The organism is Ligilactobacillus acidipiscis DSM 15836 (assembly GCF_001435755.1).
GTDB lineage: Bacteria > Bacillota > Bacilli > Lactobacillales > Lactobacillaceae > Ligilactobacillus > Ligilactobacillus acidipiscis.
In genome coordinates this window covers 1-20,898 of record NZ_AZFI01000019.1, presented here as the reverse complement: position 1 = coordinate 20,898, position 20,898 = coordinate 1, and the positions used below count along the sequence as shown (strand labels likewise).

Sequence of the window (20,898 nt, the reverse complement as noted above, 5' to 3'; positions counted from 1 at the left end):
AAAAAGTTTAGACCCGTTTTTTTACTGCTTATTTTTGAAGTTTTACTCAAGTTATGGGATATTTGTTGTAATTTCCTCTGAATTTAATAAAATATACTTAGCGATCGTAATTCAAGGAGGTAGTTTGAATGATAGCGAAAGCTGTTGAACAGCTAATGGAGCAGCGTAAAGAAAAATTTATGATTCCTGCTGAATTGGTTGCTAATGTACTAGAGAATAATAATTTGGAACATGCATTTCTTGTTTTAACAAAAGTTCGTTACGCTAAGATCCCGGTTTTGGATAGCAAACAGCATTTTAAGGGGTTACTGTCTCTTTCTATGATCACTGAGACGATGCTAGGGTTAAACGGAATTGACCCTAGTAATTTAACTAAACATACAGTTGCTGATGTCATGGAAAAAGATGTGCATACTATTCAAAAGCCTTTTAAGCTAGAGGATATTTTACACATCTTGGTTGATGAAAACTTTGTGGTTGTTGTTGACGAGCAAGAAATTTTTACTGGTATCATTACTCGGCGTGAGTTGCTTAAAAGTGTTAATCACATGGCACATGAAATTGGTAATAATTACGAGATCAAACCATTGATCGAAAAAGCAGATAGTATCCGCTCGAATTGACAAAGTGCGGTTGTTTGAACCGCTTTTAAGATTTGTCAGACCTGTAAGTATGATGTACCTTAATTTGACTAAAAACTACGTATTTATTGAAAAAAGTAAGTTGATAACAAGCAAATTCTAAGCAGTTGTTTATTATATTTTTTACTGACGTATGTAATTTTAATTGGAGGAAGTTAAATGGCAGAGTTAGACGCACAAAAAATTATCGCAACAATCGCTAATTCAGAAAAAAAGACCCCAGTCAAAGCGTATATCAAGGGTGATTTGAAAGACCTGGAGTTTCCTAGTATGATCGATGCGTATGTTGGCGATCAAGCGGGGGTCATTTTTGGAGATTGGGCCGATGTCCAAAAATTTTTAAACTCAACACCAGCAATTACTAAAACACAGATAGAGACTAGTGGAAGGAATACTGGGGTCCCTCTAGCAGATGAAAAAAAATATAATGCTCGTATCGAACCGGGTGCCATCATTCGTGATCAAGTGGAGATTGGAGACCAGGCGGTGATCATGATGGGGGCTGTTATTAATATTGGCGCTGAGATTGGAGCGGGAACTATGATCGACATGGGTGCCATTCTAGGAGGGCGTGCATTAGTAGGTAATAATTGTCATATTGGTGCTGGAACGGTGCTTGCTGGTGTTGTCGAACCAGCCTCAGCTAAACCTGTGACGATCGAAGATGATGTGCTGATCGGTGCCAATGCAGTTATTTTGGAAGGAGTAACTGTTGGTAAAGGCGCTGTTGTAGGAGCTGGATCAGTTGTTACAAAGGATGTGGCAGCAAACAGTGTTGTTGCAGGAGTACCAGCTAAGAAAATCAAGAATGTTACTGATGTCCAAGATTCTAAGGTCGATTTGGTTGACGATTTGAGGAAGCTTTAAGTACAAGCAAATATTAAGCCGGATTTCAAAGTCGAAAATTCGGTTTTTTTTTGTAATTTTTGATAGAATAGTAACAATCTTTTTTAGGTGGAAGGACCGGTTAGAATGAATAATGAAAAATTGCTCAAAATGTATCGAGATTTACATCAAATTCCAGAAATCGGGATGCAAGAATTTGAAACTCAACAAAAATTATTAGCATTTATTCGTGAAATGCCGCAAGAATTTTTGGAAATAAAAACATGGAAAACAGGGATATTAGTCCATGTGCTAGGAAAAGATAGCAGCCATACTTTGGGCTATCGGACTGATATTGATGGATTACCGGTCACAGAAAAAACAGGCTTGCCTTTTGCCTCGAAACATCCAGGGAAAATGCATGCTTGTGGGCATGACATACATATGACGGTGGCACTTGGGATCCTGAGCAAATTTGCACAAAAGCAGCCTCCTGTTTCACTCACCTTTGTTTTTCAACCTGCAGAAGAAAATGCCAGCGGAGGCATGCAAATGTTTAAAAGTGGAGCATTTGGGGATTGGCTGCCTGAGGAAATTTATGCTATTCATGATGATCCTAGCTTACCCGTTGGTGCCATTGGCTGCCGCCAAGGAACGTTGTTTGCAGGTACTTGTGAGATCCATATCAAGTTCACTGGTCAAAGCGGTCATGCGGCGTTTCCTCAGAAAGCTAACGACATGGTAGTATGTGGAGCAAATTTCGTGTCCCAAGTTCAGACGATCATGAGCCGCAGGATCGATCCTATTAAAGCAGGAGTCGTGACACTTGGACATATGACTGCCGGTACGACAGGAAACGTTATTGCAGGTGAATGTCAAATTGATGGAACGATTAGAGCTTTAACACAAGACATCAATTTAGAAATTCAAAATCAAGTCGAAAAGATCGCCAAGGGAGTTGCTTATTCCTTTAATTGTAAAGCCGATATCGATTTGCATCAAGGTGGATATTTTCCAGTAGAAAATAACGAACAAACAACAACTGATCTGATCAAATATTTTCAAGACAGTTCATTGCAGTATATAGAAACTGGTCCAGCGATGACCGGAGAGGATTTTGGTTTCCTATTATCGCAGATTCCTGGGACAATGTGTTGGTTAGGAGTAGATTCACCTTATTCCTTACATTCTGATCGGATGGCGCCAAATACCGCTGCAATTAAAGCAGGAGTAACGGGATTCAGTGGATTTTTGGAACATCGAGCACTTAAATTAGCAAAATAGCAGCAGTCGTCTTTTTGACGTAAAAAAATTTTTTCAGGAAAATAAAAATTGTGCCATAAGTGATCTTTTTTCCCACTTTATGACACAATTTTTGTATTAGCATAAGGTAACTTTTAGATCTTTTTTGATGCTATCATTCATTCTAAATTGATCGGTGCTGCAGGGATCTCAAAGCCTGCCTCGCTGAGAGCAGCTAAATAAGCTGCGAGAAATTCACGTTGGATCGAGTATTGTGCTCCGTTTTTAGTATAAATAGTTACTCTGACAACTAACGTTCCGTTTCCGGGGTCAACGGTCCCTAAAATTTGTGGTGGGATCGTGATCTCGCTGTATTGCGGCGTTAGTCTGTCATTGACCTGTGAAATGATCCGCTCCATCTGGTTGATGTCTTTATTAGGGTCAACACGGATGTCTATTAAAGCACGCATGTCATTACGGGAAAAATTGCTGACGATCGTAATACTTCGATTAGGCACGAAGTGAAGTGTACCGTCGTAGCCTAAGATCTGTGTTGTTCTTAAGCCGATCGCATGGATCGTACCTTGCACAGCTCCCAATTTAACATACTCTCCGACAGAAAACTGTTCTTCCAACAAGATGAAAAAACCAGTGACAATGTCCGTCACGAAACCCTGAGCACCTAAGCCAAGCGCAACACTTAAGATTCCGGCACCAGTGATCAATGTACCAACTGGGATACCTAAAATCGAAAGTACAGCATAGAGGTAAAAGAACAAAATCGCATAGTGGAAAATGTTTTGAGACAATGTAAAAATAGTTGCTTTGCGATTTTCTGACAAATGCTGATTATTAGATTTTTTACGTGATTCAAAGCCACGACGAATCAATCTTTTTCCCACAAAATTAACGATAAAGAAAAGCAGGGAGACTAAGACTAGTGATCCTAAAGTTTGCAGAAGGGAAGTAATAGCTTTATCCCAATCAAAATTTTCAATGTAACGTTGAAAAACGTTGAATTTAAAAAAGTTTTTACCCTTAGCGGCTAGAAACCAATTGCTTTGAGCAAAATACAAATGTGTCACTTCCTTTTTTGACTTATACATTCATGATAACAAAAAAAGCTTGCTAGTTTGAAATAATTTAAAGTTAAAATTATTTTTTAATGAAAAAATGTGCTGCCTTTTCCCGAAAATAGAATGAAAAAGGCTCAAGAAATCAGGTTTTTCAGTAGAGATCGTTCAGGATAAAAGAGTTCACTTGAAGTTTTATTCTTGTAATGATATTCTTTAAACAATAAGAATCATTTAAGGTAATAGTCTGTTATTGATTGAGCTGTTGATAGATCATACTTTATTTAGGACAAAGAATAATATGGCTATTGTTTTATGACTTATTTTATTTAGGAGGAAATGATCATGGAAATAACTTTTGGACAAATTGCAGGGCTAATAGCTGCGATAGCTTTTTTGATTTTGGTGATTTATCTTTGTCGTGTTTTGATCCGTTTAGTACAAACTTTAAATGAGGTCAATGACACGGTCAATACCTTGACCAAGGATGCCGATTCGATGTTGGACCAAGTCAATGATTTATTAGATAAGGCCAATGATCTGGTTGAAGATGTTAATGGGAAAGTCAAGACCATCGATCCTTTATTTACCGCTGTTGCTGATTTGAGTGAGAGTGTTTCTGATTTAAATACAGCTGGTAAGGGCGCAGCTAGAAAGGTCGCTAATTCTACGCGTACGATGAGCAATGTTTCGAAATTCTCTTCTATTGCTGCTGTTGGTTCAAAGTTATTCGGAAAACTTAAAAACAGAAAGGGCAAGAAGACTTCTAAGGAGGAAATCTAATTATGAAAAAATCATTTCTAATTGGATTTGGTGTGGGGGTGTCTGTCTTAGCCGGTGCTTATGTGTATTGGCATAGACTGACAGCTTCTCAGCAAGATCAACTAGCCGTTAAGCTAGACGATACATTTGCAAGTGGTCGTGATAAGGCTGCTGATATTGAAGGAAAAGCTGTTGATTTTGCGGGTTCTAATGTTCAGGCAGCTTTATCATCTTTAAAAGACTCAACAAGTAAGCTTAAGGGACATTTAGACTCAGCTCGTCAAAATATGGCAGATGAAACCGACGTGATGCAAGACGATATTGTGATCGACCATCGTTCCGCATTCAGTAAGGCAAAGCAAACAGCTGAACAGGAAGATCTTCATCCTACAGAAAAATTCTATCCACATAAAAATTAGTTTTTGAATAGTTCAACATAGTTAGGCCCTCGCACTAGATTGCGAGAGCTTTTTTATTAGTGCAAAAAAATGGAATTGATCGTTAAAATCAATTCCATTTTTGAAATATTATTTAAGTGGTAATACTTGTAATTCTTTAGATGTATGCGTGAAAGGTTTTGCGCCATTTTCTGTGATATGGACACAATCCTCGATCCGGACCCCGACATCTCCGGGAATGTAAATGCCTGGTTCAATAGAGAAACACATTCCAGGTTGTAATTCGAGATCATTACCAGCCATGATCGAAGGAAATTCGTGCTCACTTTGACCGATACCATGACCTAAACGGTGGTTGAAGTACTCTCCATAGCCAGCTTTATCAATAATGTCACGAGCAATTTTATCGAGCTGCGCTGCAGTGATCCCAGGTTTTGCAGCTGCCTGAGCTGTTAATTGTGCTTCTAAACAGACTTTATAAACATCTTGGGCGTGTTGGCTAACCTCACCAAAAGCCACTGTTCTGGTGGCATCAGAAATATAGCCATTATAAACGACACCTAAGTCGAAAAGGCAAAGCTCATTAGGTTTAACATTTACTTTGCGGGGAGCACCATGTGCTTCGGCAGCATTTGCACCACTTTGGATCAACGTGTCAAAACTCATGTGCATGATGCCTTGAAGCTTAAGTTGATATTCGATCTCAGCGACAATGTCTTGCTCAGTTTTACCCTTAGCGAGGGCGTTAAAGCCAATTTCAAAGGCTTTGTCAGCCCATTTACCAGCAATTTCTAAGTCTTTTAATTCTTCAGGCGTTTTGAAGAGTTTTAGCTGTTCAATAAAAGGCGTTAAGTTGCCGTTAAATTCAGCTTGTGGAAACTGTTTTTGGACCGCAGTAAATTTTTCCACCGTTAAATTGTTCTTTTCAATTGCCCATTTTTTGGGAGAGCCTTCTAAGTCAACGATATGGTCATGAATCTTGGCAAAAGCATCTTCGTGGTCGAGGTAACCGAACACAGGGTATTTCCACCCAGTTTCTTTAACTGCTTCGACTTCCAATGCTGGTGCAAAGATAAATGGATCCTTATCAGGAAAGATGAAAAGTGCCAGAATACGTTCGATCGGATCGCTCGAAAATCCTGTGAAATATTGGATGTTCATAAAATCGCTAACGTAGGCAACATCGTAATCATTGTCGGCTAACCATTTTTGAACGGAACTAATATGAGACATAAAATCGCTCCTTTATTAAAATTAACAGTGTCATTATAACACAAAGAGGTTTTAACTCTTTGAAAAAAGCTGATGAAAACTCATTGAAAATAATTGTCACTTTTTTCTTGAAACGCTTGCATTTTTGCTGAAAGTCTGTTAGATTAGATAATGTTGATTGAAAGTAAAATGAAAATTAAAACATTAAAGAGTAAGAAAGGGACAAAAATATGGATTCAAGAGAAGAAAAAGCAGTTACTATTTCTACAGTTGCTAAAGAAGCCGGTGTTTCCATGGCAACTGTTTCTCGTGTAGTGAATGGTAATCCAAATGTTAAACCAGCTACGCGAAAAAAGGTTTTAGAAGTGATCGATCGTTTGGATTATCGTCCCAATGCGGTTGCTCAAGGTTTGGCAAGTAAAAAAACTACTACTGTTGGTGTAATTATCCCGGCTGTAACTAACGTTTATTTTTCATCTTTAGCACGTGGTATCGATGATGTTGCTTCGATGTATAAATATAATATCATCTTGGCTAATTCAGATGGTAACCACCAAAAGGAAATTCAAGTTCTGAATACTTTATTAGCTAAGCAAGTTGATGGGATCATTTTCATGGGACATAACTTAACTGATGAACTGCGTGCTCAATTCAAACGTGCTAAAATACCAATCGTTTTAGCAGGTTCGGTTGACCAAAAAGACGAAGTTGAAAGTGTTCATATCAATTATGTTGAAGCGGTTGAAAGTGCCATTTCTAACTTGATCAATCATGGCAATAAGCGGATCGCTTTTGTTTCAGGTCCATTATCAGACCCGATCAATGGTGAATATCGGTTGAAAGGTTACAAGAACGTTTTAGCTAAAAATGGGATAGAGTATGATCCTAGCTTAGTTTTTGAAACAGACTATCGTTACCGTTCCGGTGAAGTTTTATGGCCAGCGTTGGCTTCGGCACGTGCGACAGCAGCTTTTGTTGCCGATGATGAATTGGCTGCTGGTGTTTTGAATGGCGCTCGCGATGCTGGTGCCAAGATCCCAGACGAATTTGAGGTCATTACCAGCAACAATTCCAAGTTAACAGAGATCGTTCGTCCGCAACTTTCTTCCATTACTCAGCCGCTTTACGATATTGGCGCTGTTTCAATGCGCTTTTTGACTAAAATGATGAATAAAGAAGAGTCGACACAAAAGACTATCGATTTGCCATATGGCTTTATTAAGCGTGGATCAAGTAAATAATCTGTAAGGCGTTGGGCTTATTTGAGGGGATGGCTATTCTCCGTGAGACCTAAACGCCTTTATATTTGCAAAAAAGTTTGCGTTACCACCTATGATTTGGTAACATTTATTATGGCTATTGTCGCATAGAAATAAATTTTCGGAAAGAGGTATATGAAATGTCAGGACATTCAAAATGGCATAACATCCAAGGTCGTAAAAACGCCCAGGATGCAAAGCGTGGGAAAATTTTCCAAAAAATATCACGAGAACTTTATATGGCTGCAAAGAGTGGCGGTCCTGACCCAGACTCGAACCCACAATTGCGCCTAATGATGGATAAAGCTCGTTCTGCTAACATGCCAAAAGATAACATTAAACGTGCGATCGATAAGGCTAGTGGTGCCAATGGTGCTGATTACGAAGAAATCACGTATGAAGGTTATGGACCTGCAGGCGTTGCATTTTTAGTTCACACGTTAACTGATAATCGTAATCGGACTGCTTCAGCTGTACGAGCAGATTTCAGTCATAATGGCGGGAGTTTGGGAGAATCTGGTTCGGTCAGCTTTATGTTCGACCGCAAGGGTTATATCGCCATTGTTCGTGAAGGCCTTGATGCAGATGAAGATCAAATGTTTGAAGATGTGATCGATGCAGGTGCTGATGACTTGCAAACAGACGATGATGTTTTTGAGATCTACACCGATCCAAAAGCATTTCCAGAAGTTCGCGATGCACTGCAAAAGAAATACGAATTAGCTAGTGCTGAGTTAACAATGGTACCAAAGACAACGGTTGAAGTTCCAGATGATAAGTTGGAAAAAGTTCAACGTTTGATCGATCATTTAGAAGATGAAGACGATGTTTCTGAAGTCTACACATCTGCTGAATTTTAATTATAATAATTGATCTGAGTTAGATGTTTTAGCCAGATTTTAAGTCTCGGACCGTCTCATACGTTGAGAAGGTCCGGGGCTTTTTTTGCGCTTTTTTCATAGCTTTGGCAGAGCGACTGTCTTGATTTTACATAAATTAAATTTAATAAACGCAGATCATTGTTTTTTGCGTATATGTTTATAGCAAAGGAGGTTCAAGATGAATGAAGAAATTGTGGAACTTTTCGAAGAAGCAATCAGACGACATGTGAGTGACATCTATATTTTACCTAAAGTAAAAGGATATGAAATCAGTTTTAGTACTGCGGCAAAATTTGAGTTTTACAAAAAAATTTCGGCAAATCAAGCAATTCATTTAATAAATTTTTTTAAATTTAAGGCTGATATGAGTTTAAGCGAACGGCGCAGGCCACAACTTGGGGCGTGGACCTATGAACAAAAAGGACATAAAATATTTTGTCGTTTTTCTAGTGTGGGCACTTTCTTAGATCAAGAATCACTGGTAATTAGATTTATTTATCCTAATGATTTTAGAAATGAAAACTATTTTCAACAACAACAATTTTCCCAGATCTTAACTGCTTGCAAAAGGAGGGGACTAATTTTATTTTCAGGTCCAATGGGGTCCGGAAAAACAACTGCTATGTACACTTTTGCACGCAAGTTACAAGCTCAATTAGTTATGACCATTGAAGATCCCGTGGAAATATATGAACCAAATTTTTTACAATTACAGGTAAATAATAAGGCACAAATGACATATGAAAGGCTACTGACCGCGGCGTTACGGTTACATCCTGATGTTTTTGTGATCGGAGAGATCCGCAATGAACAAACTGCAGCAATTGCGATCAAAGCTGCTCTAAGCGGACATTTGGTTTTGAGCACAGTTCACGCACAAAATGTTTATGGCGTGTTTTTACGGTTAATAAATTTAGGAGTTTCTAAATATGACTTGGAACAAACTGTTCAACTGGTTTCATACCAGCGTTTGATCGAGACTACTGCCGGCTCAGCTAAGGTGTTATTTGATCTTTTAACTTTGAATCAAACCTCATGGGATGAAATCAGACAAAACAAGCGGGGTGTTATGACAGATGAGTGGAAGAAGAATCTTACGAAATGTGTTCAAAAAGGAGAAATCACGGTCGCTGCAAAAGAAAAATATTTATTTGGGTAAAAAAGTCACTTTAAAAGAGCAGGCCGCATTCTTCACTTCTTTGGCAGATATGCTTCAAGCAGGTTTTTCTCTAAAAAAAAGCTTGCTTAATGTTAAGCTGCTTGACCCCAAACTACAAAATAAGGTAGAGAAGATAATCACACAGTTAAGTTTGGGTGCCACATTCAGTCAGACTGTTGAGCCGTGGGTCTCAAAACAAACATATTTTCAAATTAAAATGGCCGAGCAGCATGGAAACCTGGAGCAGGCGATCAAAGAATTAGGGAAGTTTTTATTTCGTCTTAATGAACAGCTTCAAAAATTAAAGGGATTGTTATTGTACCCACTAATGCTGCTTGTTTTATTGGCCGGATTATGTACCTCGATCAAGATCTGGCTAGTACCAAAATTGACTGCTTTTTCTAATGTAGTCGATCCAGGTCAGTCTGTACCTTTTTTTAAGGATCCGGTTCATTTAGTTAAAGGTGCCATAACTATATGCCTGTTAGCGGTCATTATGTATTTAAGCAAGGTAATTCATTGGTGGGTTAAGCAAAAAAGCTTAACTCGGCATGTCTGGTATGCCCAACTCCCTATTTTAGGTCAACTTTATCGTTTATATTGTGCATATATCATCACTTTTGATCTTTCGCTGCTTTTTCAGTGTGGGCTTGATATTCAGCAGATCTGTCTGTATTTGCGAGATTTTAAAAAGAACTCCATTTATTATCAATTAGGGTATGAGTTAGATGCTGCTTTAAATCAGGGAAGTGAGGTTGAAGATTTTATTTTGCGTTATTCCTTTATTCCACATGAACTATTGTTTTTTCTAAATAATGGCGATACTAAAGAGGAAATGAGTAAAGAGTTAGCAATTTTTTCTCAAAATTCTTACCGTAATTTGCTCAGAGGTTCTGAACGATTGCTGACTTGGGTCCAACCGTTATTGTTTTTGGTGATTGCTGCAATTATTATTGGTACTTATTTAGCAATCTTACTGCCGTTATATTCAAGTATTGGAGGGATCTACTAATGAAAAAGAAAAAAGTGCAGGCATTTACCCTTGTAGAAATGGCAATTGTCCTATTCATTATCAGCTTATTGATCTTAATAGTTATTCCAAATGTTAGTAAACAAAGAGGACGGGCAATCAAAATTAATGACCGTGCTTTGCAAACTGAGCTAAATTCCCAAGTTGAATTATACAAAGAAGATCATAATGTTGGTGATTCGACTTCGATAACACTTGATGATCTGAAAAAAAGCGGTTATCTCAGCGATGCCCAGATCAAACAGATCCAAAAGGATGGTTTGCAAATAGGAAAGACTGATGAATAAAAGCTGTTATGGCAAAAAAACGGGTTTTTCATTATTAGAAATGAGTATCGTTTTGTTTCTGATAGCTTTGATTTGTATATTACAATTTGTACCTAGTTCAGAAACGACTAATAAAATGGCAGAAGACGAATTTTGGTTAAATTTTAGGCAGAATTGGACAAGTTTAGTCGTTCGGAGTCATCGCCAAAAGACAGCTGGATTAGCTCTTTTTCTCAACCACTCCGTTCAATTTACAAGCGGGACTGATACGGCCGATAAAAAACAAATCGCTCTGCCAAAAACAATGCACGTTCAAGGCGGAAAAAGAGAGGAAAAGATTTATGCAAATGGAGGAACACAACCTCAAACAATTAAGATCAACTCGGATTTAGGCGGGGTAAGTTATAACATAATTTTCGAATTAGGATTTGGGGGACAGTATCGTGTACAAAAAGTTAAAAACTAGGCCGGCATTTATCTTGGCAGACTCATTGGTCACCCTATGGATCGTGTCGTTGTTCATTTTGATGTATTGTTCCATTGACACGCGTGCTAGTAGACAAGAGAACAGTTTAGTCCGAAAAGTTGAATTATCCAGCCAATTGCTCAGCAAAAGCAATGAACTGTCAGCTAATTCTGATATCACAAATAAAAGAAGTATTGAGGTCAAAAATGGGACACAAACAATGTCAGTGCAAATCAAGAAATAAAGTGGCTGCTTTTACGTTGGTCGAAACGATAATTTCGTTAAGTGTTAGTTTGTTGGCAATCTTTTTGCTAACAGGTTTTCTGTCAAATAGGCGCAAAGAGGGTTCAGTCAGCCAGCGGACTGATCACTTTCAGTTGGTCGCAGCTATTGCCTGCTTGCAATCTGATCAGTTAAATTTGGAGTATCGCAAGTCTGAAGGCGGACAAATTTTATTTTATAGCCCAGAAAAGCAGATGGACTATTCCTTAAAGGTCAGTGGCGACCGCTTGGTCATGTTTGGGAAAAGGGAAGGTTATATGCCGTTATTGTTTAATTTAGATAGTGGCAAACTCTCTTTTTGTGCACCATATTTAAAGATGAATCTCATTTTAAATGGGGTCAAGTATCATGAAAAGATTGCTTTTCGTTCTGCTGAAAGTGAAGAATAAAATGAATAAAAAAATATCTGGAGATCTTTTCTTTTCAGCGTTGATATTTTTAATGCTTGCTGGCACAATGATCGTCGGACAAATTGCGTATTACCATACTAGTGCAACAACATATATCGAAATTATCCAGCAAAATGAAGCTCAGACAATGAAAAATATGGCTGTTGCTAATAATTTAACTGACCAGCAAAAACTTGTTTTTAACTTAGGTCATGCTCAAAGAGACAAAGAAAAATGTATTATTTGGTTAAATAATCAGCAAAAATTTGTCTTTTCGGTCAAGAGTTGGCAAGACGATCAGAAACATTAACAGCATTTGTTGCATTATAATGTTCACAAGAGGCGGCCAAGACTTGAAAATCCTTGAGTCGGTCTGTACACTAAAGTATTAGAAGATAATTGAGGTGAACGAGTTGACAATAGAAGATATCAAGAAGACATTTGATTTGCTTGAACAAGCGATCGATTTGGTACAAAAAAAAGAAGATCTTTCATACTTGGATGCTTTCATTCAAGTGGCCGATGACATACTTGGAGGCGGAGAAGTTTATAATAAAGATCAAGAATTAGATGAAGAAGTTGTTGCCAGATTAACAGAGGTCTATCAGCAACTTGATTTTGAGCATTTTACCCAAGAAGAAGTGCGACAAGTCATCCAGCTTGTGTTGTTAAGATCCTATCGTGAAGAAAAAATCCAGGCGAACCATCAGATGACACCTGATTCTATTGGGGTTTTACTTGAATATTTAGTAGAAAAGGTGAGTCGACCCAACCAAGGTCTTGAAATACTTGACCTAGCTGTGGGTACAGGAAATTTACTCGAAGTTGTCATGAATCGTCTGCAAGCTAATGGCTGGCAAAATATACACGGCGTTGGCGTTGACAATGATGACACATTGTTAGCTATTGCAAGTATTGCGGCGCAACTTGAAAAGCAAAATATTGATTTGATCCATCAGGATGCGATCGCAGACCTGCCTTTGCAGCCAGCTAATGTTGTGCTAAGTGATTTACCGGTCGGCTATTATCCATTGGATGAAAGGGTACAAAGATTTGCAACCCATGCCAAGAGTGGTCACTCATACGTGCATCATATTTTGATCGAGCGCTCATTAGAGTCTTTGCAGCCGGGAGGAATCGGTATTTTTGTGATCCCCCGAGGATTGTTTGAAACTAAAGAAGCGCAGACTTTGTTAAGATATATTCAACAGGTGGGTTATTTGCAAGTATTATTAAACCTTCCGACAGAGTTGTTTGCATCAGAAAACTCACAAAAATCATTATTATTGATACAAAAGAAGGGCAACGATGCTCATCAAGCAGAGCAGGTATTATTGGGTGATTTTCCTTCATTCAAAGACAAGAAAGAATTCAGTAGTTTCTTGAACCAGATCGATCAGTGGATCTCTAAAGAAAAACTGAGACTTCCTGAATAATAATATTTAAGTTAAAACAGCTGATAGACTGAGATAATCCTCGTGTTTAGCAGCTGTTTTTTATTTGATCTATTCGCAAGTGAGAGCAGAATCTTTTTTTGTGGCAAGATTCAGTGTAAAATTGACAACGAGGAAGCAGCAAGGAGCGAGAAAATGATTTTTTTTACAGCGGACACGCATTTTTTTGATGAACATTTGAAACATGATCTAAATTTTGCTGATCGTGATTTTTTGACTGTGACTGAAATGAACCAAACGATCATTGACAATTGGGACAATGTTGTTGGCCCTGAAGATACAGTCTATCATTTGGGCGATATAGCACGAATAACATCTAATCGGTCGGGATACAAAAAAGTACTTGATGTCTTATCTAAGCTCAATGGACAGATCGTTTTTATTAAGGGCAACCATGATCCGCGTGCACTGATCAAATATTTAAGTCGTAATCAATTGCAAACACCGGCGGGCAAAACTAAATTTCTTTTTCATGATGTTGGCTTGATACTCAAGTTTGATCATTATCAATTTTTTCTAACGCATTATCCGTTAATGCTTGGAATCTCAGTTAACAGCATTAATTTACATGGACATATTCATCACTACTCTGTGAATTTTGCATCTAACATCAATGTTGGTGTCGATACGCCGGAGGTTGACTACTTGTCGGGAAATAAGCGACCATTCGGACAGCCCTTTTCGCAAAAAGAAGTGGTTGAATTGGTAAAAAACAAAAAGATAGACTTTCAGAAAAGGAAATAGGTTTAAAGACGATGAATGAAAAAATTACGATCTTACACACAAACGATTTTCATTCTCATTTTGAAAATTGGCCAAAAGTGAGAAGATATCTGCAAAGTACAAAAAAAGACTTGGAAAGTCAGGGGCAAACAGTGATCACGGTCGATCTTGGTGACGCGATGGATCGAGTCCATCCTTTGACAGAAGCAACTGATGGCAAGTTCAACATTGACTTATTGAATACTGTTGGTTATGATGCGTTGACGATCGGCAATAATGAGGGGATCGGCAACTCGCATGAACAACTAGAGGAGCTGTATACGAAAAGCAAGGCTCCAGTTATTTTGGACAACTTGATCGATCTGCGCACTAAAAAAAGGCCTTCTTGGGTCAAAGTGTCAAAAATAATCAAGACTAAAAATAATACTAAAGTTGGTTTGTTGGCCTGTACTGCTCCATTTGGACCGACCTATGAGATGAATGATTGGCAGGCTTTAGATGTCGATCGGGTCTTACCCGAAATGGTAAAAATGTTACGGCCGCGAGTTGATATTTTGGTCTTGATGTCTCATTTAGGAATCGATATGGATCGTTATATTTCTGAAAAATATTCAGAGTTTGATGTGATTTTAGGCAGTCATACGCACCATTTATTGGAAAATGGTGAAGTCGACGGTAATACTTTAGTGTGTGCTGCCGGTAAATGGGGGCAGTATATTGGGCAGGTTTCGCTCTCTTTTTCAACGGATGAGCATCAGATCAGCAGTAAAACGGTGTCAACAATTGCGACTGCTGATCTTCCTGAAGCCATGGGGGATGAAACTGAGATCGCAAATTATACTAAAAAAGGTCAACATAGCTTAAACTCGCATAAAGTCGCGGTTTTGCCACAGGGTTATATTGGCTCACGGGTCCGCGATTCTGCCTTGATGCAAGAGGGCTTACAAGCTCTTGAAGAGGTGACGGGAACTTCAACAGCTATCTTAAATGCCGGCTTGTTCTTAGGAGATCTAAAACAAGGGGTGTTGACTAGAAACGATCTTCATCAATTATTGCCCCATCCGATGAGAATGGTCCGGGCTAAGTTGTCAGGGTATAATATTTGGCGTTTAGTTCGTGAAATGGAAAAAAATCGCAATCACCTCCGCCGTTCTGTCGTTAAGGGCAATGGTTTTCGCGGAACAGTTTTCGGGGAACTGGTTTATGATGGAATCGGATATGACGCTGCTGAAAAGCAGGTCTTATGGCACGGACATGCACTCGATTTAGAAAAAACATACACATTGGGAACAGTAGATAATTTTATTTATGGGCCGTTTTTCCCCACGCTTGAAATTGCAGGAAATATTTCATACATTGGAGATCGTTTTTTGCGTGACGCTTTAGGGGAGCATTTTGCGCGGAAATATCCAGTATAGTATAATTGATTTTGTTTTAAATCATGGAGGAAACTTTAGTGAATAGTGAAAAGAAAGAACGAAGGGAAGCCCAGCTGGCGAAAAAAGCTGAAGCTATCAAGGCATATGCTAGCAAAGTAGTGATGACTGATAAGACTCATTTGACGATCGATGGTCGACCGTACGAGTTATTGGTTAATTTTCACGAAGGATTTGACCTTGAAAAATTAGAAGAACGTTTTAGCGACATCTTGACTAAGTATGATTATATAGTTGGTGATATGGGTTTTGATCAGNAAGAATGGAAGTAAAAAGGGTCTTCCTTCACAAAATATCACGCGTTTGCAAGATTATTTATTTGAATATTGTAATTTTGGTTGCCCGTACTTTGTATTGCGTAATTTAGAAGTGCAAAAACAACAGCCGAGTTCTGCATTAGACAAGGAACTTTATGGTAACGAACGGCCAAATAAAGGGCACAAAACAACGACTGTCAGTAAAAATCGCAAGCATCGTCAAAGAAAAAGGAAGCCCAAAAACACTCCTTACACCACAGAGAAGACCTATGCAGTTCATTCAAGGAAGAAAAAACAGCCTACACGAACTAAAAGAGAAAACAAACATGCAAATAAAAGGCATTTTGTTATTCGACAAAAATAAATAGTGGTGTTAATTTAATGCAGAAAGAGAGAAATTTGATGAAAAATTACCAAGGATATATGATCGATCTAGATGGAACAATGTACCGTGGAAAAGAAAAAATACCAGCTGCCAAAGGGTTTATTGAGAGATTACAGGCAGCAAATATCCCATTTTTATTTGTAACTAATAATAGTACTCAGGAACCTGAAAAAGTAGTACAAAACTTAGCTGATAATTTCGATATTCATGTTTCTTTGGAAAATGTATTTACATCTGCTTTAGCAACAGCCGACTATCTGGCAGACCTTGATATTAACAAGCGGTCAGTTTATGCCATTGGTGAGATCGGCTTAAAAAAAGCATTGTTAGCACGGGGGTTCGTATTTGATGAAGAAGCTCCGAATTATGTTGTTGTAGGGTTGGACTATGATGCTACTTATCACAAGTTTGAGTTAGCTACTTTAGCTATTAAAAAAGGCGCACGTTTCATTGGAACTAATGCAGATACTAATTTACCAAACGAAAGAGGTTTAGTCCCTGGTGCTGGTTCCTTAATTGCTTTAGTAGAAAGAGCTACACAGCAAAAAGCCACATATATCGGTAAACCTGAAACAATTATTATGGAGAAGGCTTTAGCTCAAATGGGCTTGCAAAAAGATCAAGTGATCATGGTCGGTGACAATTACATGACTGATATTACAGCAGGGATCAATTTTGAAATGGACACCTTGCTAGTATATACAGGTGTTTCTACTAAAGAGCAGGTCCAGCAAAAGCCACTCAAGCCGACTTATGAAATTGATTCGCTCGATGATTGGAAGATAATTAATGATAAGTAGACCAAAGGGCCAGTTATTTTTAAATGGCGTTTTATTTTTAACGATATTTGCATTATGTATTGCGCTGGTTATTAACTTTCAGCCCTTATACTATTTCTTTGTGGATCAGCAGCATCTGGCACAGACGGTTAGCTTGACAAGAAAGGGACTGATCACTGATTACCAGCACTTGTTAAATTACTTGAATTTTCCGTGGGTGCATAAGCTGGATATGACCCTACCCAGTTCGGCAAATGGACTGCAACATTTTGCTGATGTTAAACGGTTATTTCTGGTAGATTATTTTGTAATGATCGTTGGTGTTCCGCTCAGTGTGTATCACCTGCACCGTTTGAAAAAACAGCAAATGCCTTGGACTTTGATCGCCCCTGCACAGATCACTTTGACAGGAATGATTTTTTTGCTGGTGCTGATGAGTATTTCTTTTCAGCAGTTTTTTGTGATCTTTCATAAGATCTTGTTTAGAAATAATGACTGGGTCTTTGATCCCTTGAAAGATCCGATCATCGATGCTTTACCGGATAAGTTTTTCTTGGCTTGTTTCGTGCTCTTTTTTATCTTGTTTATTGCTGCTATGCTAGCAGTCATTTTTATTGGTAAAAAGAGCTTAAAAACGCACAAATGAAAAGATCTTAATGCTGTTTTTTCAAAACAACTTTAAGATCTTTTTTTATTCTTCGAATTATTTATTACTCGTCTGGTTCTGAATTAGAACTTTCGGAACTTCCTTTGATGATTCCTACGATTGCGGGGATCAATGAGATGATAATGATGCCAATGATTATCATTGAAAAGTGTTCTTTAACAAAGGGCATGTTTCCAAAAAAGTAACCAGCACCACAACAAAGGGCGACCCAAGCTATTGCTCCAATGACATTGTGTTTAATGAAATTATTATACTTGAGGCCAGATCCAGCCGCAATGAAAGGAGCAAATGTTCGGATGATCGGCATGAAGCGTGCCAGGGTGATCGACATTGCACCGTGTTTTTCAAAAAACTTTTCCGTTCGCTCCAGATATTCTGGTTTGACTACTTTTTGAAACCGGCTGGCCGATTTTAACTTATTTCCAAGAAAGTGACCGATCATAAAATTGGTACTGTCACCGAGAATAGGTGCTGCTAGAAATAAGGACAAAAAGATCCAGATGTTTAACCCGTAATCTGGGTTGGCTGCCAGGGCAGCAGCGGCAAATAGTAAGGAATCTCCGGGTAGAAAAGGTAAAACTACTGCACCAGTCTCTACAAAAATGATAATGAATAAAATTAGATAGGTCCAGCCGCCAAAGTTATTGACAATATTAACTAAGTGGCTGTCGATGTGTAAAACGAAATCGATTAAATTTGCCAAATATTTCTTCTCCTTATGCTATTGATCATTATATTATACTTTTTTAAAATAAACTTCTCAAAGCTTTTCATTGACCTTAAACAAATTTTAGTGCTTGTATTTTAGCATCAACTCGGTACTATGGGCGGGTTGACGCCGATCAGGATAAACATAAAGCAAGGCATTGTTGACAGCTGTTGGTGCTTCTCCCATACCAGAAGCAATCAAAGCGGGGCGTCCTTCCTTATATGCGATGTCGCCGATCGCATAGATACCAGGCAGCGAGGTTTCTTGTTTTTCACTAACTTTTATTGCATGCCGTTCCATGTCTAAGCCCCAAGATTCTATGATGGTGTTACTAGAAGAGAATCCGTAGTTAACGATCAAATCATCGAAAAGCACGTTTTTTCTTTCTTTGTCGCGTGCCTTTTGTAAAATAACTTTCAATTGTCCTGAGGCTGCTTCTTTGAGGTCTTTAATAGTGTAAGGCGTCAAGAAGTTAACGTTTGGCATTTGCTGCAAAGCATGGACACTGCTTTCCAATGCTCTGAACTTGTCACGGCGATGGATCACGGTTACAGATCGGGCTTGGGGTGCTAATTCTAATGCCCAGTCAATTGCTGAATCGCCGCCGCCGGCTAAAGCGATATTTCTGTTTTTGAAAATAGTAGGATCTGAGATAAAGTAGTGCAGTTGCTGACCTTCAAAAAAAGGCGCGTTGTCTACCCTTAATTTACGGGGTTCAAAAGAACCAATACCAGCGGCTATGATGATTGCTTTACTATAGGTGGTACGTTTAGTAGTTTTGATCATAAAACCTTGCTCTGTCTTCGTAAATGATTCGACCGTTTCTTTTAAGAAAATATCTGGTTCAAAGGCATTAGTTTGTTCAGTTAAGTTTGTGATCAGATCTTTACCAGATGTTTGGTAGTAAGCCGGAATGTCATATAAAGTTTTTGCCGGAAATAAAGCAGATACTTGGCCGCCTAAACTATCTAAGCTTTCAATTATCTGGGTCTTGGCCATGTGCATGCGTGAGTAGGTGGCTGCGAACATGCCAACTGGTCCGCCACCGATGATAGTTAAGTCGTAATATTCATTATTATCACTCATTATGAGTAAAAAGCTCCCTTCGATGATCAGGAAAAGGATGGTAGTGATCTTGTTGTCTTGAACTTGCAAGAAAAACCGAGTCTTTTTATACCATTACTGTCCCCGATTTAAAAACAATATTCAATTTATAGACTAGCATTAATAAGTCTTAAAATAAATTGGCAAATTAAGCTGTTTTTTTGTATTATGATATAGTATAAAAAACTTAAGGAGCTTATTATGAATTATCCACAATCAGATTTACAAAACGCTAAGGGACCAAAAGTAAAAATTAATACTACACTGGGTGAGATAGAGATCCAGTTGTTTCCCGAACAGGCACCTAAAACTGTTAAAAACTTTGTTAGTTTAGCACAGGACCATTATTATGATGGAACTATTTTTCATCGCGTGATCCCTGAATTTATGGTACAAGGCGGGGATCCGACCGGTACAGGTATGGGGGGAGAAAGTATTTACGGAGCTCCTTTTGAAGATGAATTTTCAATGGATCTCTTTAATATTCGCGGAGCACTGTCTATGGCAAATGCTGGTCCGAATACTAATGGCAGTCAATTCTTTATTGTTCAAAGTACGCAGGTTCCTGCAGATTTAATTGAACAAATGAAAGCTGCTAACTATCCGCAGGAAGTTATTGACATGTACCAAAATGGTGGTACGCCATGGTTAGATCATCGGCATACAGTATTTGGACAAATGATCAAAGGACTTGATGTTGTTGATCAAATGGCGGCAGCTCCCACAGGTGCCCAAGATAAGCCTGTCGATGATATTAAGATCGAAAGTATAGTTGTAGAATAAATAATTATTATCGTTTTAATAGAATGGAGGATACTATGTCAGAATATCGCATTGGACAAGTCATCACTGGGCGTGTGACGGGTATCCAGCCATATGGTGCTTTCGTAGCTTTAGATGAACATACCCAAGGATTGATTCATATTTCAGAATGCCATCATGGCTTTGTTGATGATGTTTCTAAATTTTTATCTGTAGGTCAAGAGGTTTCAGTCATGATTATTGATATTGACCTGTATACAGAAAAGATCTCTCTATCCATCCGTTGTTTAGAGAAGCCGTTTGATTTTTCACAGCCACGTAAACGTGCTAGATTTCAACATAAGGTTTATTGGATAGATCGTGGCGTTTCAACTGGTTTTAAGCCGATCCGCGAGCGCCTTGATGGGTGGGTAAAACAGGCTTTAGTCGATATTGACGCTGGAAAATGAAAAAAAGTACTTGACCATTGATACTATTTGCTGGTATTATATTTCTTGTTGTTTTAACTGTATAAAAGAATTTGGATAAAATAATTTTAAGTTTCTTTTGACATTTAAGCATTTTGATGATATTCTACTAAGGTTGGTGTTGTTGCTTTTTAGTTTTAAAAAAACTTCATCAATTATAAAAAAGTTCTTTACAAGTAATTCAGTTATTGATATAATAAATAACGTTGTGATTGAGCTTTTAATAGTTTGATTCGTAGCAAGTAGATCTTTGAAAACTGAACAAAGTTT

Annotated in this window: 27 protein-coding genes and 1 pseudogene; 23 read left to right on the top strand and 5 right to left on the bottom strand. The window is 38.3% G+C overall.

Features of this window, described 5'->3' with window-relative positions:
* Positions 1 to 128: 128 nt before the first annotated feature.
* The 3 genes from cbpB to FC65_RS02960 all read left to right on the top strand — a co-directional run bounded on the left by cbpB (position 129) and on the right by FC65_RS02960 (position 2,750).
* A complete protein-coding gene (gene cbpB, locus FC65_RS02970) occupies positions 129 to 623 on the top strand; it encodes a cyclic-di-AMP-binding protein CbpB (protein ID WP_010498102.1) in 495 nt (164 codons plus the stop codon).
* Between the two features lie 177 nt (positions 624 to 800).
* Positions 801 to 1,508 carry a 2,3,4,5-tetrahydropyridine-2,6-dicarboxylate N-acetyltransferase gene (gene dapD / locus FC65_RS02965; protein ID WP_056971493.1) on the top strand — a complete coding sequence of 236 codons (708 nt, stop codon included), beginning with the start codon at positions 801 to 803 and terminating at the stop codon, positions 1,506 to 1,508.
* Between the two features lie 105 nt (positions 1,509 to 1,613).
* Positions 1,614 to 2,750 (top strand): N-acetyldiaminopimelate deacetylase, encoded by a 1,137-nt coding sequence (locus FC65_RS02960; protein WP_056971492.1) that lies wholly within the window; start codon positions 1,614 to 1,616, stop codon positions 2,748 to 2,750.
* Between the two features lie 137 nt (positions 2,751 to 2,887).
* Here the strand turns inward: FC65_RS02960 and FC65_RS02955 are convergent, their stop codons facing one another.
* Positions 2,888 to 3,784 (bottom strand): mechanosensitive ion channel family protein, encoded by an 897-nt coding sequence (locus FC65_RS02955; RefSeq protein ID WP_056971491.1) that lies wholly within the window; start codon positions 3,782 to 3,784, stop codon positions 2,888 to 2,890.
* Positions 3,785 to 4,126: 342 nt separating this feature from the next.
* Here FC65_RS02955 and FC65_RS02950 point away from each other — a divergent pair, with 342 nt between their 5' ends.
* Positions 4,127 to 4,564, top strand: coding sequence for a DUF948 domain-containing protein (locus tag FC65_RS02950; protein ID WP_010498107.1), 438 nt, complete (start codon positions 4,127 to 4,129; stop codon positions 4,562 to 4,564).
* A 2-nt stretch (positions 4,565 to 4,566) separates the two neighbouring features.
* Complete coding sequence (locus tag FC65_RS02945) at positions 4,567 to 4,962, top strand: hypothetical protein (RefSeq protein WP_056971490.1); 396 nt, start codon at positions 4,567 to 4,569, stop codon at positions 4,960 to 4,962.
* A gap of 108 nt (positions 4,963 to 5,070) precedes the next feature.
* Here FC65_RS02945 and FC65_RS02940 read toward each other — a convergent pair whose 3' ends face one another.
* Positions 5,071 to 6,174, bottom strand: coding sequence for a M24 family metallopeptidase (locus FC65_RS02940; RefSeq protein WP_010498109.1), 1,104 nt, complete (start codon positions 6,172 to 6,174; stop codon positions 5,071 to 5,073).
* A 209-nt stretch (positions 6,175 to 6,383) separates the two neighbouring features.
* Between FC65_RS02940 and ccpA the strand changes: the two genes are divergently transcribed.
* From ccpA to FC65_RS02865, 16 genes and pseudogenes are all read left to right on the top strand, one after another.
* Positions 6,384 to 7,394, top strand: a complete 1,011-nt coding sequence (gene ccpA / locus FC65_RS02935) for a catabolite control protein A (RefSeq protein ID WP_056971489.1) — start codon at positions 6,384 to 6,386, stop codon at positions 7,392 to 7,394.
* A 158-nt stretch (positions 7,395 to 7,552) separates the two neighbouring features.
* Entirely contained in the window at positions 7,553 to 8,272 is a 720-nt protein-coding gene (locus FC65_RS02930) for a YebC/PmpR family DNA-binding transcriptional regulator (RefSeq protein WP_010498111.1), read from the top strand.
* 199 nt (positions 8,273 to 8,471) lie between these two features.
* Entirely contained in the window at positions 8,472 to 9,452 is a 981-nt protein-coding gene (comGA, locus tag FC65_RS02925; RefSeq protein ID WP_010498112.1) for a competence type IV pilus ATPase ComGA, read from the top strand.
* A complete protein-coding gene (locus tag FC65_RS02920; protein WP_235803065.1) occupies positions 9,370 to 10,464 on the top strand; it encodes a type II secretion system F family protein in 1,095 nt (364 codons plus the stop codon). Before comGA ends, FC65_RS02920 begins: the two co-directional genes overlap by 83 nt.
* Positions 10,464 to 10,769 carry a prepilin-type N-terminal cleavage/methylation domain-containing protein gene (locus FC65_RS02915; RefSeq protein WP_010498114.1) on the top strand — a complete coding sequence of 102 codons (306 nt, stop codon included), beginning with the start codon at positions 10,464 to 10,466 and terminating at the stop codon, positions 10,767 to 10,769. Before FC65_RS02920 ends, FC65_RS02915 begins: the two co-directional genes overlap by 1 nt.
* The gene (locus tag FC65_RS02910) at positions 10,762 to 11,214 is read left to right on the top strand and encodes a prepilin-type N-terminal cleavage/methylation domain-containing protein (protein WP_056971487.1); all 453 of its coding nucleotides are present in this window, start codon (positions 10,762 to 10,764) and stop codon (positions 11,212 to 11,214) included. The genes FC65_RS02915 and FC65_RS02910 overlap by 8 nt, the downstream gene beginning before the upstream one ends.
* On the top strand, positions 11,192 to 11,458 hold the full coding sequence (locus tag FC65_RS02905) for a hypothetical protein (RefSeq protein ID WP_010498119.1): 267 nt from the start codon (positions 11,192 to 11,194) through the stop codon (positions 11,456 to 11,458). Before FC65_RS02910 ends, FC65_RS02905 begins: the two co-directional genes overlap by 23 nt.
* A 16-nt stretch (positions 11,459 to 11,474) precedes the next feature.
* A complete protein-coding gene (locus tag FC65_RS02900) occupies positions 11,475 to 11,885 on the top strand; it encodes a prepilin-type cleavage/methylation domain-containing protein (protein WP_082618973.1) in 411 nt (136 codons plus the stop codon).
* 1 nt (position 11,886) lies between these two features.
* Positions 11,887 to 12,195, top strand: coding sequence for a hypothetical protein (locus tag FC65_RS02895; RefSeq protein WP_010498121.1), 309 nt, complete (start codon positions 11,887 to 11,889; stop codon positions 12,193 to 12,195).
* A 94-nt stretch (positions 12,196 to 12,289) separates the two neighbouring features.
* A complete protein-coding gene (locus FC65_RS02890) occupies positions 12,290 to 13,321 on the top strand; it encodes a class I SAM-dependent methyltransferase (protein ID WP_082618972.1) in 1,032 nt (343 codons plus the stop codon).
* A 153-nt stretch (positions 13,322 to 13,474) separates the two neighbouring features.
* The gene (locus FC65_RS02885; RefSeq protein ID WP_056971485.1) at positions 13,475 to 14,083 is read left to right on the top strand and encodes a metallophosphoesterase; all 609 of its coding nucleotides are present in this window, start codon (positions 13,475 to 13,477) and stop codon (positions 14,081 to 14,083) included.
* A gap of 11 nt (positions 14,084 to 14,094) precedes the next feature.
* Positions 14,095 to 15,480: a bifunctional metallophosphatase/5'-nucleotidase gene (locus tag FC65_RS02880; protein ID WP_056971484.1), complete on the top strand. Its 1,386-nt coding sequence runs from the start codon at positions 14,095 to 14,097 to the stop codon at positions 15,478 to 15,480.
* A 38-nt stretch (positions 15,481 to 15,518) separates the two neighbouring features.
* Positions 15,519 to 15,755, top strand: a pseudogene (locus FC65_RS12320) (YutD-like domain-containing protein); the annotation flags it as partial.
* Position 15,756: 1 nt separating this feature from the next.
* Positions 15,757 to 16,119, top strand: a 363-nt coding sequence (locus FC65_RS12315; protein ID WP_268872466.1) for a YutD-like domain-containing protein, incomplete at its 5' end; no start/stop codon positions are given.
* A gap of 38 nt (positions 16,120 to 16,157) precedes the next feature.
* The gene (locus tag FC65_RS02870; protein WP_056971483.1) at positions 16,158 to 16,940 is read left to right on the top strand and encodes a TIGR01457 family HAD-type hydrolase; all 783 of its coding nucleotides are present in this window, start codon (positions 16,158 to 16,160) and stop codon (positions 16,938 to 16,940) included.
* Positions 16,930 to 17,565, top strand: coding sequence for a TIGR01906 family membrane protein (locus FC65_RS02865; RefSeq protein ID WP_056971482.1), 636 nt, complete (start codon positions 16,930 to 16,932; stop codon positions 17,563 to 17,565). The genes FC65_RS02870 and FC65_RS02865 overlap by 11 nt, the downstream gene beginning before the upstream one ends.
* Positions 17,566 to 17,629: 64 nt before the next feature.
* On the opposite strand, the gene FC65_RS02860 is transcribed toward FC65_RS02865, so the two are convergent.
* Complete coding sequence (locus FC65_RS02860; RefSeq protein WP_056971481.1) at positions 17,630 to 18,289, bottom strand: VTT domain-containing protein; 660 nt, start codon at positions 18,287 to 18,289, stop codon at positions 17,630 to 17,632.
* Between the two features lie 87 nt (positions 18,290 to 18,376).
* Positions 18,377 to 19,381: an NAD(P)/FAD-dependent oxidoreductase gene (locus FC65_RS02855; RefSeq protein WP_010498148.1), complete on the bottom strand. Its 1,005-nt coding sequence runs from the start codon at positions 19,379 to 19,381 to the stop codon at positions 18,377 to 18,379.
* A gap of 219 nt (positions 19,382 to 19,600) precedes the next feature.
* On the opposite strand from FC65_RS02855, the gene FC65_RS02850 reads away from it, so the two are divergent.
* The gene (locus tag FC65_RS02850) at positions 19,601 to 20,182 is read left to right on the top strand and encodes a peptidylprolyl isomerase (protein ID WP_056971480.1); all 582 of its coding nucleotides are present in this window, start codon (positions 19,601 to 19,603) and stop codon (positions 20,180 to 20,182) included.
* Between the two features lie 35 nt (positions 20,183 to 20,217).
* Complete coding sequence (locus FC65_RS02845; protein WP_010498153.1) at positions 20,218 to 20,610, top strand: CvfD/Ygs/GSP13 family RNA-binding post-transcriptional regulator; 393 nt, start codon at positions 20,218 to 20,220, stop codon at positions 20,608 to 20,610.
* Positions 20,611 to 20,646: 36 nt separating this feature from the next.
* On the opposite strand, the gene FC65_RS12310 is transcribed toward FC65_RS02845, so the two are convergent.
* On the bottom strand, positions 20,647 to 20,898 hold a 252-nt coding region (locus FC65_RS12310), incomplete at its 5' end, for a hypothetical protein (protein ID WP_235803064.1).

Bases quoted from the DNA above. Each gene is read 5' to 3' on its own strand.
- cbpB (WP_010498102.1), top strand. From the start codon at position 129: ATGATAGCGAAAGCTGTTGAACAGCTAATGGAGCAGCGTAAAGAAAAA.
- dapD (WP_056971493.1), top strand. From the start codon at position 801: ATGGCAGAGTTAGACGCACAAAAAATTATCGCAACAATCGCTAATTCA.
- FC65_RS02960 (WP_056971492.1), top strand. From the start codon at position 1,614: ATGAATAATGAAAAATTGCTCAAAATGTATCGAGATTTACATCAAATT.
- FC65_RS02950 (WP_010498107.1), top strand. From the start codon at position 4,127: ATGGAAATAACTTTTGGACAAATTGCAGGGCTAATAGCTGCGATAGCT.
- FC65_RS02945 (WP_056971490.1), top strand. From the start codon at position 4,567: ATGAAAAAATCATTTCTAATTGGATTTGGTGTGGGGGTGTCTGTCTTA.
- FC65_RS02940 (WP_010498109.1), bottom strand. From the start codon at position 6,174: ATGTCTCATATTAGTTCCGTTCAAAAATGGTTAGCCGACAATGATTAC.
- ccpA (WP_056971489.1), top strand. From the start codon at position 6,384: ATGGATTCAAGAGAAGAAAAAGCAGTTACTATTTCTACAGTTGCTAAA.
- FC65_RS02930 (WP_010498111.1), top strand. From the start codon at position 7,553: ATGTCAGGACATTCAAAATGGCATAACATCCAAGGTCGTAAAAACGCC.
- comGA (WP_010498112.1), top strand. From the start codon at position 8,472: ATGAATGAAGAAATTGTGGAACTTTTCGAAGAAGCAATCAGACGACAT.
- FC65_RS02920 (WP_235803065.1), top strand. From the start codon at position 9,370: ATGAGTGGAAGAAGAATCTTACGAAATGTGTTCAAAAAGGAGAAATCA.
- FC65_RS02915 (WP_010498114.1), top strand. From the start codon at position 10,464: ATGAAAAAGAAAAAAGTGCAGGCATTTACCCTTGTAGAAATGGCAATT.
- FC65_RS02910 (WP_056971487.1), top strand. From the start codon at position 10,762: ATGAATAAAAGCTGTTATGGCAAAAAAACGGGTTTTTCATTATTAGAA.
- FC65_RS02895 (WP_010498121.1), top strand. From the start codon at position 11,887: ATGAATAAAAAAATATCTGGAGATCTTTTCTTTTCAGCGTTGATATTT.
- FC65_RS02885 (WP_056971485.1), top strand. From the start codon at position 13,475: ATGATTTTTTTTACAGCGGACACGCATTTTTTTGATGAACATTTGAAA.
- FC65_RS02880 (WP_056971484.1), top strand. From the start codon at position 14,095: ATGAATGAAAAAATTACGATCTTACACACAAACGATTTTCATTCTCAT.
- FC65_RS02870 (WP_056971483.1), top strand. From the start codon at position 16,158: ATGAAAAATTACCAAGGATATATGATCGATCTAGATGGAACAATGTAC.
- FC65_RS02865 (WP_056971482.1), top strand. From the start codon at position 16,930: ATGATAAGTAGACCAAAGGGCCAGTTATTTTTAAATGGCGTTTTATTT.
- FC65_RS02855 (WP_010498148.1), bottom strand. From the start codon at position 19,381: ATGAGTGATAATAATGAATATTACGACTTAACTATCATCGGTGGCGGA.
- FC65_RS02850 (WP_056971480.1), top strand. From the start codon at position 19,601: ATGAATTATCCACAATCAGATTTACAAAACGCTAAGGGACCAAAAGTA.
- FC65_RS02845 (WP_010498153.1), top strand. From the start codon at position 20,218: ATGTCAGAATATCGCATTGGACAAGTCATCACTGGGCGTGTGACGGGT.